Origin of the sequence: Streptomyces sp. NPDC088733 (assembly GCF_044751185.1) — a bacterium.
In the GTDB taxonomy this organism is placed as follows: domain Bacteria; phylum Actinomycetota; class Actinomycetes; order Streptomycetales; family Streptomycetaceae; genus Actinacidiphila.
This window is the reverse complement of record NZ_JBIVLH010000038.1, coordinates 30,229-44,298: the sequence shown is the minus strand read 5'-3', so window position 1 is coordinate 44,298 and position 14,070 is coordinate 30,229. Positions and strand designations below refer to the sequence as shown.

10 protein-coding genes and 1 tRNA gene are annotated in these 14,070 nt (G+C 67.4%); all 11 read right to left on the bottom strand.

Going from position 1 to position 14,070, the window contains the following annotated elements:
- Positions 1-76: 76 nt before the first annotated feature.
- The 11 genes from ACIP64_RS38920 to ACIP64_RS38870 all read right to left on the bottom strand — a co-directional run bounded on the left by ACIP64_RS38920 (position 77) and on the right by ACIP64_RS38870 (position 13,912).
- Positions 77-520, bottom strand: a complete 444-nt coding sequence (locus tag ACIP64_RS38920; RefSeq protein WP_401596896.1) for a DUF1707 and DUF4190 domain-containing protein — start codon at positions 518-520, stop codon at positions 77-79.
- Between the two features lie 118 nt (positions 521-638).
- A complete protein-coding gene (locus ACIP64_RS38915; protein ID WP_401596894.1) occupies positions 639-4,538 on the bottom strand; it encodes a DNA-directed RNA polymerase subunit beta' in 3,900 nt (1,299 codons plus the stop codon).
- A 98-nt stretch (positions 4,539-4,636) separates the two neighbouring features.
- Entirely contained in the window at positions 4,637-8,125 is a 3,489-nt protein-coding gene (gene rpoB / locus ACIP64_RS38910; protein ID WP_401596891.1) for a DNA-directed RNA polymerase subunit beta, read from the bottom strand.
- 575 nt (positions 8,126-8,700) lie between these two features.
- Positions 8,701-9,084 (bottom strand): 50S ribosomal protein L7/L12, encoded by a 384-nt coding sequence (gene rplL / locus ACIP64_RS38905; RefSeq protein WP_401596888.1) that lies wholly within the window; start codon positions 9,082-9,084, stop codon positions 8,701-8,703.
- An 84-nt stretch (positions 9,085-9,168) separates the two neighbouring features.
- On the bottom strand, positions 9,169-9,726 hold the full coding sequence (gene rplJ / locus ACIP64_RS38900) for a 50S ribosomal protein L10 (protein ID WP_401596885.1): 558 nt from the start codon (positions 9,724-9,726) through the stop codon (positions 9,169-9,171).
- A 276-nt stretch (positions 9,727-10,002) separates the two neighbouring features.
- Complete coding sequence (locus tag ACIP64_RS38895) at positions 10,003-10,917, bottom strand: hypothetical protein (RefSeq protein ID WP_401596882.1); 915 nt, start codon at positions 10,915-10,917, stop codon at positions 10,003-10,005.
- 149 nt (positions 10,918-11,066) lie between these two features.
- Entirely contained in the window at positions 11,067-11,792 is a 726-nt protein-coding gene (gene rplA / locus ACIP64_RS38890; RefSeq protein ID WP_401596879.1) for a 50S ribosomal protein L1, read from the bottom strand.
- A 92-nt stretch (positions 11,793-11,884) separates the two neighbouring features.
- Positions 11,885-12,319 (bottom strand): 50S ribosomal protein L11, encoded by a 435-nt coding sequence (rplK, locus tag ACIP64_RS38885; protein ID WP_360902549.1) that lies wholly within the window; start codon positions 12,317-12,319, stop codon positions 11,885-11,887.
- 236 nt (positions 12,320-12,555) lie between these two features.
- Positions 12,556-13,392, bottom strand: coding sequence for a transcription termination/antitermination protein NusG (gene nusG / locus ACIP64_RS38880; RefSeq protein WP_401596874.1), 837 nt, complete (start codon positions 13,390-13,392; stop codon positions 12,556-12,558).
- 69 nt (positions 13,393-13,461) lie between these two features.
- The gene (gene secE, locus ACIP64_RS38875) at positions 13,462-13,761 is read right to left on the bottom strand and encodes a preprotein translocase subunit SecE (protein WP_319658468.1); all 300 of its coding nucleotides are present in this window, start codon (positions 13,759-13,761) and stop codon (positions 13,462-13,464) included.
- Between the two features lie 78 nt (positions 13,762-13,839).
- Positions 13,840-13,912 (bottom strand) — tRNA-Trp (locus ACIP64_RS38870).
- Positions 13,913-14,070 lie beyond the last annotated feature (158 nt).

The following is a 14,070-nucleotide window of genomic DNA, read 5'->3' as shown; positions in this document are numbered from 1 at the left end:
AGAGCGTACCCAGCGCACCCGCTCCGGTCAAAACAAATGGGATTTCGCTCCGTCGCGCCCGGTATGTCCCCATCTGTCAAGGGCCGCTGGGTGACGTGACCTCGTTGGCCACCACGGACACGAGCACCACCACGAGCACCGTCACGAGCAGCAGCAGCGCCGTCACGACATAGCCCAGCACCAGGCCGCCCAGCGCCAGCCCGTCTCCCTGCTCACCCGTACGGCGGATCTCCCGGCGCGCCAGGTGACCCAGCACGATCGCCGGCAGCGCGGTGAGCCCCAGGAACACTCCGCCTATGCCGCAGATCAGCGCGGCGAGGGCCTTGGCGTTGACGCCGGGCGGCGGCACCGGCCGCGGCCGCGGGATGTCCAGCACCAGGACGTCCAGTTCACCGTAAGTACGCGACTCGTACGCGCGCCCGATGCGCTCCTCGTACTCCTGGAGCGTCAGCCGTCCCTCGGTGTACGCGTCCTTGAGCACTTCCACCGTCCGCTCGCGAGCGGCATCACCGGCAAGCACCGTCGCACCACCTCCCCGATCCGCTCCGTCCTCCCATAGTGCCCGAAGACGGGCGCGGACGGCCGAAGGGCGGCCACCCCCGTGAGGGTGACCGCCCTTCGGCGTGATGACGTGGACGTCAGCCGTTGTACGGGCCGTAGTCGTAGTCCTCCAGCGGAACGGCCTGGCCGGAGCCGGTGCCGAACGGGCTGTAGTCGATGTCGTCGTAGCCGACGGCCGAGTACATCGCGGCCTTGGCCTCCTCGGTCGGCTCGACCCGGATGTTGCGGTAACGGGACAGACCCGTACCGGCCGGGATGAGCTTACCGATGATGACGTTCTCCTTCAGGCCGAGCAGGGAGTCGGACTTGGCGTGGATCGCCGCGTCCGTCAGAACCCTGGTCGTCTCCTGGAAGGAGGCGGCCGACAGCCAGGACTCGGTCGCCAGCGAGGCCTTGGTGATACCCATCAGCTGCGGACGGCCGGAGGCCGGGTGGCCACCCTCCGCCACGACCCGACGGTTCTCGGTCTCGAAGCGGCCGCGCTCGACCAGCTCGCCCGGCAGCAGCTCCGCGTCGCCGGACTCGATGATCGTCACCCGGCGGAGCATCTGCCGGATGATGATCTCGATGTGCTTGTCGTGGATCGACACGCCCTGCGAGTTGTAGACCTTCTGGACTTCCCCGACCAGGTGGACCTGCACGGCCCGCTGACCCAGGATGCGCAGCACGTCGTGCGGGTTGGTGGCACCCACGGTCAGCTTCTCGCCGACCTCGACGTGGTCGCCCTCGCCGACCATCAGACGGGCACGCTTGGAGATCGGGTAGGCGATCTCCTCGGAGCCGTCGTCCGGGGTGATGACGATCTTCTTGGTCTTCTCGGTCTCCTCGATGCGGATGCGGCCGGCCGCCTCCGAGATCGGGGCGACACCCTTGGGCGTACGGGCCTCGAAGAGCTCGACGACACGCGGCAGACCCTGGGTGATGTCGTCACCGGCCACACCACCGGTGTGGAAGGTACGCATCGTCAGCTGGGTGCCGGGCTCACCGATGGACTGGGCGGCGATGATGCCGACCGCCTCGCCGATGTCCACCAGCTTGCCGGTCGCGAGCGAACGGCCGTAGCACATCGCGCAGGTGCCCACCGCGGACTCGCAGGTCAGGACCGAGCGGGTCTTGACCTCGGAGACACCGTTGTGGATGAGCTGCTCGATGAGCACATCGCCCAGGTCGGTGCCGGCGGTGGCCAGGACACGCCCGTCCACCACGACGTCCTCGGCGAGGCAGCGCGCGTACACGCTGGTCTCGACGTCGTCCGTCTTGCGCAGCGAGCCGTCCTCGGAGCGCTCGGCGATCGCCAGCTTGAGGCCGCGGTCGGTGCCGCAGTCCTCCTCGCGGATGATGACGTCCTGGGAGACGTCCACCAGACGACGGGTCAGGTAACCCGAGTCGGCGGTGCGCAGAGCGGTGTCGGCCAGACCCTTACGGGCACCGTGGGTGGAGATGAAGTACTCCAGCACGGTCAGGCCCTCACGGAACGAGGCCTTGATGGGACGCGGGATGGTCTCGTTCTTGGCGTTGGACACCAGGCCACGCATACCCGCGATCTGACGCATCTGCATCATGTTTCCACGGGCACCCGAGTCGACCATCATGAAGATCGGGTTGGTCTTCGGGAAGTTCTCGCGCATGGCCTCGGCGACGTCGTTGGTCGCCTTCGTCCAGATCGCGATGAGCTCCTGCGTGCGCTCGTCCTTGGTGATCAGACCACGCTCGTACTGCTTCTGGACCTTCTCGTCCTGAGCCTCGAAGCCGGCGATGATCCCCTTCTTCGCCTCGGGAACGACGATGTCGGAGATGGCCACGGTGACGCCGGAACGGGTCGCCCAGTGGAAGCCCGCCGCCTTCAGGTTGTCGAGCGTCGCCGCCACGATGACCTTCGGGTAGCGCTCGGCGAGATCGTTGACGATCTCGGAGAGCTGCTTCTTGCCCACCGGGTAGTCCACGAACGGGTAGTCCTCGGGCAGCAGCTCGTTGAAGAGCGCACGCCCCAGGGTCGTGTTCAGCCGGAAGGAGTCGCCGATCTGCCAGGGCTCCTCGCCCTCCACGTCCGCCGGCGGGGTCCAGCCACGCGGCGGGACGGTGCCGATCGGGAAGCGGATGTCGATCCGCGACTGCAGCGACAGCTCGCGGGCGTCGAAGGCCATGATCGCCTCGGCGGACGAGCCGAACGCCCGGCCCTCACCCTTGAGCTCGCGCTCCTCCGCGTCCGTGGTGAGGAAGAACAGACCCAGGACCATGTCCTGCGTCGGCATCGTCACCGGACGGCCGTCGGCGGGCTTGAGGATGTTGTTCGAGGACAGCATCAGGATGCGGGCCTCGGCCTGCGCCTCCGCGGACAGCGGCAGGTGCACGGCCATCTGGTCGCCGTCGAAGTCCGCGTTGAACGCGGTGCAGACGAGCGGGTGGATCTGGATGGCCTTGCCCTCGACCAGCTGCGGCTCGAAGGCCTGGATGCCCAGGCGGTGCAGGGTCGGCGCACGGTTCAGCAGCACCGGGTGCTCGGCGATGACCTCTTCGAGCACGTCGTACACGACCGTGCGGCCGCGCTCGACCATGCGCTTGGCCGACTTGATGTTCTGCGCGTGGTTGAGGTCCACCAGGCGCTTCATCACGAACGGCTTGAAGAGCTCCAGCGCCATGGCCTTCGGCAGACCGCACTGGTGCAGCTTGAGCTGCGGGCCGACGACGATGACCGAACGGGCCGAGTAGTCGACGCGCTTGCCGAGCAGGTTCTGACGGAACCGGCCCTGCTTGCCCTTGAGCATGTCGGACAGCGACTTCAGCGGACGGTTGCCGGGGCCCGTGACCGGGCGGCCGCGGCGGCCGTTGTCGAAGAGCGCGTCGACGGCCTCCTGGAGCATGCGCTTCTCGTTGTTCACGATGATCTCGGGGGCACCGAGGTCGAGGAGGCGCTTGAGGCGGTTGTTGCGGTTGATGACGCGGCGGTACAGGTCGTTCAGGTCGGAGGTCGCGAAGCGGCCACCGTCCAGCTGCACCATCGGACGCAGGTCCGGCGGGATCACCGGGACGCAGTCCAGCACCATGCCCTGCGGCTTGTTGGTGGTCTGCAGGAAGGCGGAGACGACCTTGAGGCGCTTGAGCGCACGGGTCTTCTTCTGGCCCTTGCCGGTACGGATGATCTCGCGGAGCTTGGCGGCCTCCTCGTCCAGGTCGAAGGACTCCAGGCGCTTCTGCAGCGCCGCGGCACCCATCGAACCCTGGAAGTAGGTGCCGAAGCGCTCCCGCAGCTCGCGGTAGAGCAGCTCGTCACCCTCCAGGTCCTGGACCTTGAGGTTCTTGAAGCGGGACCACACCTCGTCGAGCCGGTCCAGCTCGCGCTGGGCGCGGTCGCGCAGCTGCTTCATCTCACGCTCGGCGCCCTCGCGCACCTTGCGGCGCACGTCGGACTTGGCGCCCTCGGCCTCCAGCTCGCCGAGGTCGGCCTCGAGCTTCTTCTGCCGGGACTCGATGTCCGCGTCACGGCGCTGCTCGACCTGCTGGCGCTCGACGGAGACCTGGGCCTCCAGCGAGGGCAGGTCGCGGGTGCGCCGCTCCTCGTCCACCCACGTGATCATGTAGGCGGCGAAGTAGATGACCTTCTCCAGGTCCTTCGGGGCGAGGTCGAGCAGGTAACCCAGCCGCGACGGAACGCCCTTGAAGTACCAGATGTGGGTCACGGGAGCGGCCAGCTCGATGTGGCCCATCCGCTCACGACGCACCTTGGCGCGAGTGACCTCGACGCCGCAGCGCTCGCAGATGATGCCCTTGAAGCGGACACGCTTGTACTTGCCGCAGTAGCACTCCCAGTCCCGGGTGGGGCCGAAGATCTTCTCGCAGAAGAGCCCGTCCTTTTCCGGCTTCAGGGTGCGGTAGTTGATGGTCTCCGGCTTCTTGACCTCGCCGTGAGACCACTGCCTGATGTCGTCCGCGGTCGCAAGGCCGATCCGCAGCTCGTCGAAGAAGTTGACGTCGAGCACTTTGTCGTCAATCCCTCTTTCGGGGTCGAAAGTCAAACATGTCTGAACGGTCCGGGGGAGGTGGGGAGCCGCCTCGGGGCGGCTCCCCTACCGGCCCGTCAGACCTCTTCGACGCTGCTCGGCTCGCGCCGGGACAGGTCGATTCCGAGCTCCTCCGCAGCGCGGAAGACGTCCTCGTCGGTGTCGCGCATCTCGATCGACATGCCGTCCGAGGACAGCACCTCCACGTTGAGGCAGAGCGACTGCATTTCCTTGATGAGCACCTTGAAGGACTCGGGAATGCCCGGCTCGGGGATGTTCTCGCCCTTGACGATGGCCTCGTAGACCTTCACGCGGCCGAGGACGTCGTCGGACTTGATGGTGAGGAGCTCCTGCAGCGCGTAGGCCGCACCGTATGCCTCAAGGGCCCACACCTCCATCTCACCGAAGCGCTGACCACCGAACTGCGCCTTACCACCCAGCGGCTGCTGGGTGATCATCGAGTACGGGCCGGTGGAGCGGGCGTGCAGCTTGTCGTCCACCAGGTGGTGCAGCTTGAGGATGTACATGTAGCCGATCGAGATCGGGTCCGGGAACGGCTCGCCGGAGCGGCCGTCGAAGAGCCGGGCCTTACCCGAGGGCAGCACCAGGCGCTGGCCGTCGCGGTTCGGGATCGTGGCCTCGAAGAGGCCGGTGATCTCGTCCTCGCGGGCACCGTCGAACACCGGGGTGGCGACGTTGGTGCCGGCGGCGACCTGGTCGGCGCCGATCGCCGTGAGGCGGCGCGCCCATTCGTCGCTGAGGCCGGAGACGTCCCAACCCTGTGCTGCGAGCCAGCCCAGGTGGATCTCCAGGACCTGTCCCGGGTTCATTCGGGACGGGACACCCAGCGGGTTGAGGATGATGTCGACCGGGGAGCCGTCCTCCAGGAACGGCATGTCCTCGATCGGCAGGATCTTGGAGATGACGCCCTTGTTGCCGTGGCGGCCGGCGAGCTTGTCACCGTCGGTGATCTTGCGCTTCTGCGCGACGTAGACGCGCACCAGCTGGTTCACACCGGGGGGAAGCTCGTCGCCCTCCTCGCGGTCGAAGACGCGCACGCCGATGACCTTGCCGGTCTCGCCGTGCGGCACCTTCAGCGAGGTGTCGCGGACCTCACGGGCCTTCTCGCCGAAGATCGCGCGCAGCAGGCGCTCCTCCGGGGTCAGCTCGGTCTCGCCCTTCGGGGTGACCTTGCCGACCAGGATGTCGCCGGCGACGACCTCGGCACCGATGCGGATGATGCCGCGCTCGTCCAGGTCCGCCAGGACCTCCTCGGAGACGTTCGGGATGTCCCGGGTGATCTCCTCGGGGCCGAGCTTGGTGTCACGGGCGTCGACCTCGTGCTCCTCGATGTGGATCGAGGACAGGACGTCGTCCTGCACGAGGCGCTGCGACAGGATGATCGCGTCCTCGTAGTTGTGGCCCTCCCACGGCATGAACGCGACCAGCAGGTTCTTGCCGAGCGCCATCTCGCCCTGCTCGGTGGACGGACCGTCCGCGAGCACCTGGCCGGCGATCACGCGGGCGCCCTCGTCGACGACGACCTTCTGGTTGAAGGACGTGCCCTGGTTCGAGCGGGAGAACTTGGCGACACGGTAGGTGTTGTACGTGCCGTCGTCGTTGGCGACGGTGACGTAGTCCGCGGAGACCTCCTGGACCACGCCGTCCTTGTCGGCCTTGATGACGTCACCGGCGTCGACCGCGCAGCGGTACTCCATGCCGGTGCCGACCAGCGGGGCCTGCGCCTTCAGCAGCGGCACGGCCTGGCGCATCATGTTGGAGCCCATGAGCGCGCGGTTGGCGTCGTCGTGCTCGAGGAACGGGATCATGGCGGTCGCGACCGACACCATCTGGCGCGGCGAGACGTCCATGTAGTCCACGTCCTCACCGGGGACGTAGTCGATCTCGCCGCCGCGGCGGCGCACCAGGACGCGGGACTCCGCGAAGCGGTTGTCCTCCGTCAGCGGCGCGTTCGCCTGGGCGATGACGAAGCGGTCCTCCTCGTCGGCGGTGAGGAAGTTGACCTCGTCGGTCACGACACCGGTCTCGTCGACCTTGCGGTACGGGGTCTCGACGAAGCCGAAGGCGTTGACCCGGCCGTAGGAGGCCAGCGAGCCGATCAGACCGATGTTCGGGCCTTCGGGGGTCTCGATCGGGCACATGCGTCCGTAGTGGGACGGGTGCACGTCACGGACCTCGAAGCCGGCCCGCTCACGGGACAGACCACCGGGGCCCAGCGCGGACAGACGGCGCTTGTGGGTCAGGCCCGACAGCGGGTTCGTCTGGTCCATGAACTGGGACAGCTGGCTGGTGCCGAAGAACTCCTTGATGGAGGCGACGACCGGCCGGATGTTGATCAGGGTCTGCGGCGTGATCGCCTCGACGTCCTGGGTGGTCATCCGCTCGCGGACGACGCGCTCCATACGGGCCAGACCCGTGCGGACCTGGTTCTGGATGAGCTCGCCGACGTTGCGCAGACGACGGTTGCCGAAGTGGTCGATGTCGTCGACCTCGACGACCACGGAGGAACCGTTGTCGCCGGTGGTCTCGGTCTCGCCCGCGTGCAGCTTGACCAGGTACTTGATCGCCGAGATGACGTCCTCGACGGTCAGCACGCCGGCGTCCAGCGGCGCGTCGGCACCCAGCTTCTTGTTGATCTTGTAGCGGCCGACCTTGGCCAGGTCGTAGCGCTTGGGGTTGAAGTAGAGGTTCTCCAGCAGCGTCTGCGCGGCCTCACGGGTCGGCGGCTCGCCCGGGCGCAGCTTGCGGTAGATGTCGAGCAGCGCGTCGTCCTGGCCCTGTGTGTGGTCCTTCTCCAGGGTGGCGCGCATGGACTCGTACTCGCCGAACTCCTCGAGGATCTGCTCGGTGGTCCAGCCGAGCGCCTTCAGGAGGACGGTGACGGACTGCTTGCGCTTGCGGTCGATGCGGACACCGACCATGTCGCGCTTGTCGATCTCCATCTCCAGCCAGGCACCGCGGGAGGGGATGACCTTGGCGGAGTAGATGTCCTTGTCGGACGTCTTGTCGATCTGGCTGTCGAAGTAGACACCCGGCGAGCGGACCAGCTGGGACACCACGACACGCTCGGTGCCGTTGATGACGAAGGTGCCCTTGTTCGTCATGAGCGGGAAGTCGCCCATGAAGACGGTCTGGGACTTGATCTCACCGGTCTCGTTGTTGGTGAACTCGGCCGTGACGAAGAGCGGGGCCGCGTACGTGAAGTCGCGCTCCTTGCACTCGTCGATCGAGTTCTTCGGCGGTTCGAAACGGTGGTCGCGGAAGGTCAGCGACATCGACCCGGAGAAGTCCTCGATCGGCGAGATCTCCTCGAAGATCTCCTCCAGACCGGACTTGGTGGGGACGTCCTGACCACTGTCCAGGGCCGCCTCGACGCGAGACTTCCACGCGGCGTTGCCGAGGAGCCAGTCAAAGCTCTCGGTCTGCAGCGCGAGGAGGTTCGGGACCTCGAGGGGCTCCTTGATCTTCGCGAAAGAAATGCGCAGCGGGGCGGTGCTTGCGCCGTTGTTCGAATTGGCAGTCGAGGCGTTGCGCGAGGCGGCCAAGAGGGGGTCCTTCCGAGGGCTCGGACTCACTACGCGCGTACCGGCTTCCGCCCCCGGGCGCAGACAAGGATGTCCTGGTCAGGACGGTTCCTCATGTGTGCTCAGGCTTGGGCTGGTCCCTGGTGACGGGCCAGGCGACAGCTAACAGGCAGCGCAAAGGGTCAGTGTAGCCACTTGGCACACTGATGTCCAGTGCAGAGTTTCGGAGACCGGTGCTGCACCAATCTCGTCCTCCGTAGGGGTCGGTAGGAGCCCCTTGTTGTGAGCCGTCATGCCCCTCGTTCACGCTTGCCACGCTAGGCATTCCCGCATCGCCCTCGATCCATGCCTCGGTACATGGCCGATGTGGCGACGCGTCCTGAGAATCGCGCGCTGCGTGCGGTTCGTCAAGGCCCCCGCCCCGCGGAGATCGTCACAGGGGGTGGTACGCGACGAGCGGCGACGTCAGCGGAACGACGATGATCACCTTACCCGGGGATGCCGACAGCCCGGGTGAAGGCCCACGCAAACGACCGAGGGCGGCCACCCGAAAGGGTGGCCGCCCTGCGGCTGATCAGCCCCGGTAGGGGCATGGATCACTTGACCTCGACAGACGCGCCCGCGCCCTTGAGGGACTCGGCGGCCTTCTCCGCGGCCTCCTTGTTGACCTTCTCGAGGACCGGCTTCGGAGCGCCGTCCACGAGGTCCTTGGCCTCCTTCAGGCCCAGGGAGGTGAGCTCGCGCACGACCTTGATGACCTGGATCTTCTTGTCGCCGGCACCGGTGAGGATGACGTCGAACTCGTCCTTCTCCTCCTCGGCCTCGGCGGGGACACCCGGGCCCGCGACGCCGGCCACGGCGACCGGGGCGGCGGCGGTGACGTCGAACTTCTCCTCGAAGGCCTTCACGAACTCGGAGAGCTCGATGAGGGTCATCTCCTCGAACTGGGCGAGCAGGTCGTCCTGGCTGAGCTTCGCCATGATGGCGGTCCTTCCACTAATTCGGCTGGTGCCGTGTGTACATTGCGGCGGGCGTACGGGCCCGCTAGAGAACAGCGGGAGTGGTTACTCCGCGTCCTCGGCGGGAGCCGGCTCGCCGGCACCGCCCTGCTCGGCCTGCTTGGCACGGAGCGCGTCCACGGTGCGGACGAGCTTCGAGGGCAGCGCCTGGAAGACCGCGGCAGCCTGGGAGGGCTTGGCCTTCATGGCACCCGCCAGCTTGGCGAGCAGCACCTCGCGGGACTCGAGGTCCGCGAGCTTCTTGATCTCATCGGCGGTCAGCGCCTTGCCGTCAAGGACACCGCCCTTGATGATGAGGTTCGGGTTGTCCTTGGCGAAGTCACGAAGACCCTTCGCCGACTCCACCGGGTCACCGGTGACGAAGGCGACAGCCGTCGGACCCGCGAACAGGTCGTCCAGCTGGCTGATCCCGGCCTCGTTGGCCGCGATCTTGGTCAGCGTGTTCTTCACCACGGCGTACGTGGCGTTCTCACCGAGCGAACGGCGCAGCGTCTTGAGCTGCGCCACGGTGAGACCGCGGTACTCGGTCAGCACAGCGGCGTTGGAGCTGCGGAACTTGTCCGTCAGCTCGGCAACCGCGGCGCCCTTCTCGGGCTTCGCCATAGAGCCTCGGCCTCCTTCCGGGTGATTCGGACCGCACGGGAAGGGGCCGGGAAAAACGAACGCCCCGGCGCAGGCGCACGGGGCGTGACTCGACCGGGAGCGCGAGAGCGTTCCCAGGAGTGCATCCACAGTCACCTGCGCGGGTCGTCCGCAGTAAACGGATCCTTCGGCCGCCGCACCCCGTAGGGGCACGGCAACGACCAGCGGTCTTTGGCTTCCGTGGAAGGGTACGCGAACCGATCGGCGGCAAGCAAATCGGGCGTCAGGGGCCTCGCGTCAGCCGTTCGCGTCGGAGGGCTTCATGCTCCCCAGCATCCCGAACAGGTCCACGGTGTCCTTGGCGGGCGGCGCCTTGACGGTGGCCGCGGCACCGTAGTCGGAGTAGTCGGCGCGCACCTTCACCGTGCCCCCGGCCATCCGCATCCCGACGGTCATCCGCACCGGGTAGTGGTCGGAGTTGACCCAGAACTCGGTGTCGTAGCCCTTGATCCCCATCTTCTTGGTGCTTGCGAGCACGTCCGCGCGCTGCTTCCCGGACAGGGCGGAGGCGGACTTGCCGGCGTCCAGCATCTCCTCGAAGGTGAGCGTGCCCTTGTAGTGCTCGGCCTGGACGCCGCCGATCTTCTCCGAGCCGAGGTGCTTGAGGTTCGGCGACTCCAGCAGCAGGGCCAGCTGCTCGGACGGGTCCTGGTTCATGTTCTCCAGGCCGGCCGCCATCTGCTTCTGCATCTCCGCGTTGCCGCTCGCGGCGGCTGCCTTGAAGTCCAGCTTCATCCAGTGCTTGCCGCCCATGGTGGCGGCCTGCCCGGGGCCCAGGTCCGTGTACAGGGCGCCGTCCACGAGCACCATGTGCACCTGGGAGGGGACCTCGGCGGCATCGCCCGTGAGGGCGGAGCCCTTGGCCACCATGTCCATCACCGCGGGGTCCCAGCCCTGGACGCCGGAGAGCTGCGCGGTGCCGCCGCCCGGCATGCCGGACGGCGTCGTGACCGTCATCCGGACCTTGGCCGACTTGGCCTCGGAGGTCTTGGTGAAGGCGGCACGGATGAACTGGACCGCCTCGCTCCGCGTCTGGAGGGCCCCTGCCTTCCCCCCGGTGCCCGTGTCGCCGCTCTGGCAGCCGGCGAGGCCCACCACGACGGCCGCTGCCGCCAGACCGGCGCTCGCGCGCTTCCCTGCGGACATGCTCATCAGTTCCCACCCCTGTGTCTCGTCGGCCGGCCCCGGAGGCCTCCCCGGCGGCCGGTGGCACGCTAGCGCACCGCGCGGACACCGTCGTACGAAAAAAACCGGCCCCCGCGCCTTGAGGCGCGGGGGCCGGTTCACAGCACACGACCCGGTCAGAGAGCGGCCGGGTCCTCCTCGGTGAGGAGGTTGCGGGTGCGGTTGGAGTCCAGCGGGATGCCGGGGCCCATCGTGGTGCTGATGGCGGCCTTCTTGATGTAGCGGCCCTTGGCGGCGGACGGCTTCAGACGCATGATCTCGTCCAGCGCGGCGCCGTAGTTCTCGACCAGCTGCTGCTCACCGAACGAGGTCTTGCCGATGATGAAGTGCAGGTTCGAGTGCTTGTCGACGCGGAACTCGATCTTGCCGCCCTTGATGTCCGTGACGGCCTTGGCGACGTCGGGGGTGACGGTGCCGGTCTTCGGGTTCGGCATCAGACCACGGGGGCCGAGGACGCGGCCGAGGCGGCCGACCTTGCCCATGAGGTCCGGGGTGGCGACGACGGCGTCGAAGTCCAGACGGCCCTTCGCCACCTCGTCGATCAGTTCGTCGGCGCCGACGATGTCGGCGCCCGCGGCACGCGCGGCCTCGGCACGGTCACCGGTCGCGAAGACCAGGACCCGGGCGGTCTTGCCGGTGCCGTGCGGGAGGTTCACGGTGCCACGGACCATCTGGTCGGCCTTGCGCGGGTCGACGCCCAGACGGAAGGCCACCTCGACGGTGCTGTCGAACTTGGTGGTGGAGGTCTCCTTGGCGAGACGGACCGCCTCGAGGGGGGCGTACACACGCTCCCGGTCGATCTTGCTGTCCGCAGCGCGGAGAGACTTGCTGCGCTTGCTCACTGCTGCTCCTGTGTGTCCTGAGGAGTCGTGGTGCGGGCCGAGCCGGCCCTGCCACGTTCTTGCGGGTGGGGAAGAGGTGCTCGGGGGCTGTGTCAGCCCTCGACCGTGATGCCCATGGAACGCGCGGTGCCGGCGATGATCTTCTCGGCGGCGTCCAGGTCGTTCGCGTTCAGGTCGGGCAGCTTGGTCGTGGCGATCTCGCGGACCTGGTCGCGCGTCAGCTTCGCGACCTTGGTCTTGTGCGGCTCGCCGGAGCCCTTGTCCACACCCGCGGCCTTGAGGATCATGCGGGAGGCCGGCGGCGTCTTGGTGATGAAGGTGAAGGAACGGTCCTCGTAGACCGTGATCTCCACCGGGATCACCCAGCCACGCTGCGACTCGGTCGCCGCGTTGTAGGCCTTGCAGAACTCCATGATGTTGACGCCGTGCTGGCCGAGCGCCGGGCCGACGGGCGGGGCCGGGTTGGCCGCACCTGCGTTGATCTGGAGCTTGATAAGCCCCGTGACCTTCTTCTTCTTGGGAGGCATGTGCTCTCTCCGGGTCCTAGTGAGAGTGTTCCTGCCTGCGAACAGGCATACCGCACGATTTTAGCGGTGGCCTGCCGAAACCCTGAAACCGGCAGGTCAGACCATCCGGCGAGGACGCCTGGCGCGTCGTGGGGGCGACATTGGGCCGACGGCCCCGCGACAACCCCGACACGCGGAAGAGCCCCTGTCCAGCGGGTGAACGCTGGAGGCAGGGGCCCTGTCCGAAGACCGTCCGGTCAGTTCTTCTGGATCTGGTCGAAGCTGAGCTCGACCGGGGTCTCGCGGCCGAAGATCTCCACGAGGCCCTTGACCTTCTTGGAGTCCGGGTTGATCTCGTTGATCGTGGCCTGGAGGGTCGCGAAGGGGCCGTCGGTGACCGTGACCGAGTCGCCGACCTCGAAGTCCAGCACCTGGACCTCGACCTTGCGCTTCGTGGCGCCGCCCTCGCCGCCCTCGGCGGCGGCGGCCTGCTCCTCGACCTCGGGAGCGAGCATCTTGGTGACCTCGTCCAGCGTCAGCGGGTACGGGTCGTAGGCGTTGCCGACGAAGCCGGTGACGCCCGGCGTGTTGCGGACGACGCCCCAGGACTCGTTCGTCAGGTCCATGCGCACCAGCACGTAGCCGGGGAGCTTGTTCTGGCGGACGGTGCGGCGGTCGCCGTTCTTGATCTGGACGACCTCTTCCTGGGGCACTTCGGCCTGGTAGATGTAGTCCTCGACGTTCAGTGAGACGGCGCGCTGCTCCAGGTTGGACTTCACGCGGTTCTCGTAGCCGGCGTAGGTGTGGATGACGTACCACTCGCCGGGCAGGGCCTTCAGCTCGTCACGGAAGGCCGCCACCGGATCCACCGGGGCCTGCTCCTCCGCGCTCTCCTCGTGCTCGCCCTCGCCGGCCGCCGCCTCGTCCACGTCCTCGTCGACGACCTGCACGGCATCCTGCTCGGCCGGCTCGCCGGCGGCCTGGTCAGCAGCCTCGGCCTGGTCGATGTCGCCGTCGGCGGCCTCGACGATGTCGAGCGCGGTGTCGTCGCCCTCGACGGTCTCGTCGGCGTCGTACAGGTTCGGGTCAGACACGGTCGCTGCTTCTTCCTTCAAGATGTGGAACAGGCGGTCGGGCACCACGGGTGCCCTCCGCGAGGGGAATCACCCGAAGATGTACGAGACGCCCTTGTTGAGTCCCCAGTCAATCACGGTCACGAGCGCGATGATGACCACAACGAAGACAATCACCACGCTGGTGTACGTGCTGAGCTCACTGCGCGTCGGCCAGACGACCTTGCGGAGCTCCGCCACGATCTGGCGGTAGAAGAGCGCGAGGCGGGCCAGAGGGCCCTTCTTCCCGCGCTTGCCGCCGCGACGGGCCTTCTTGGAGCCGTCGTCCGCGGAACCGTCGTCAGGACGACCGCTTTCAGGTGTTGCGGTCGAGCCCAGGGCTTCCGTCACTCGTCCTCACCTGAATCCGATTGATTGCCGATACATCGATACATCGAAACACTGAAGAAGCTTTGCGCCTGCGAACAGCAGGGCCGGAGGGACTCGAACCCCCAACCGCTGGTTTTGGAGACCAGTGCTCTACCAATTGAGCTACGACCCTTCGAGTGTCCCCCAACGTACCGCATCCGGCCGAGTGCACGATGTGCACAGGCTTGATCGGCTCGTGGGGGCCATCGACGGATGAGTGTACGTGTTCCTGGCCCGGCCGTCGAATGCGTTGCGTGTTCGGCGCGGTTGGGCTCGGTTCTGCCCGGAACG

Coding starts and splice junctions, on each gene's coding strand:
- rplJ (WP_401596885.1), bottom strand. CDS start 9,726: ATGGCGAAGCCCGAGAAGGGCGCCGCGGTTGCCGAGCTGACGGACAAG.
- rplK (WP_360902549.1), bottom strand. CDS start 12,319: ATGCCTCCCAAGAAGAAGAAGGTCACGGGGCTTATCAAGCTCCAGATC.
- rplL (WP_401596888.1), bottom strand. CDS start 9,084: ATGGCGAAGCTCAGCCAGGACGACCTGCTCGCCCAGTTCGAGGAGATG.
- ACIP64_RS38895 (WP_401596882.1), bottom strand. CDS start 10,917: ATGAGCATGTCCGCAGGGAAGCGCGCGAGCGCCGGTCTGGCGGCAGCG.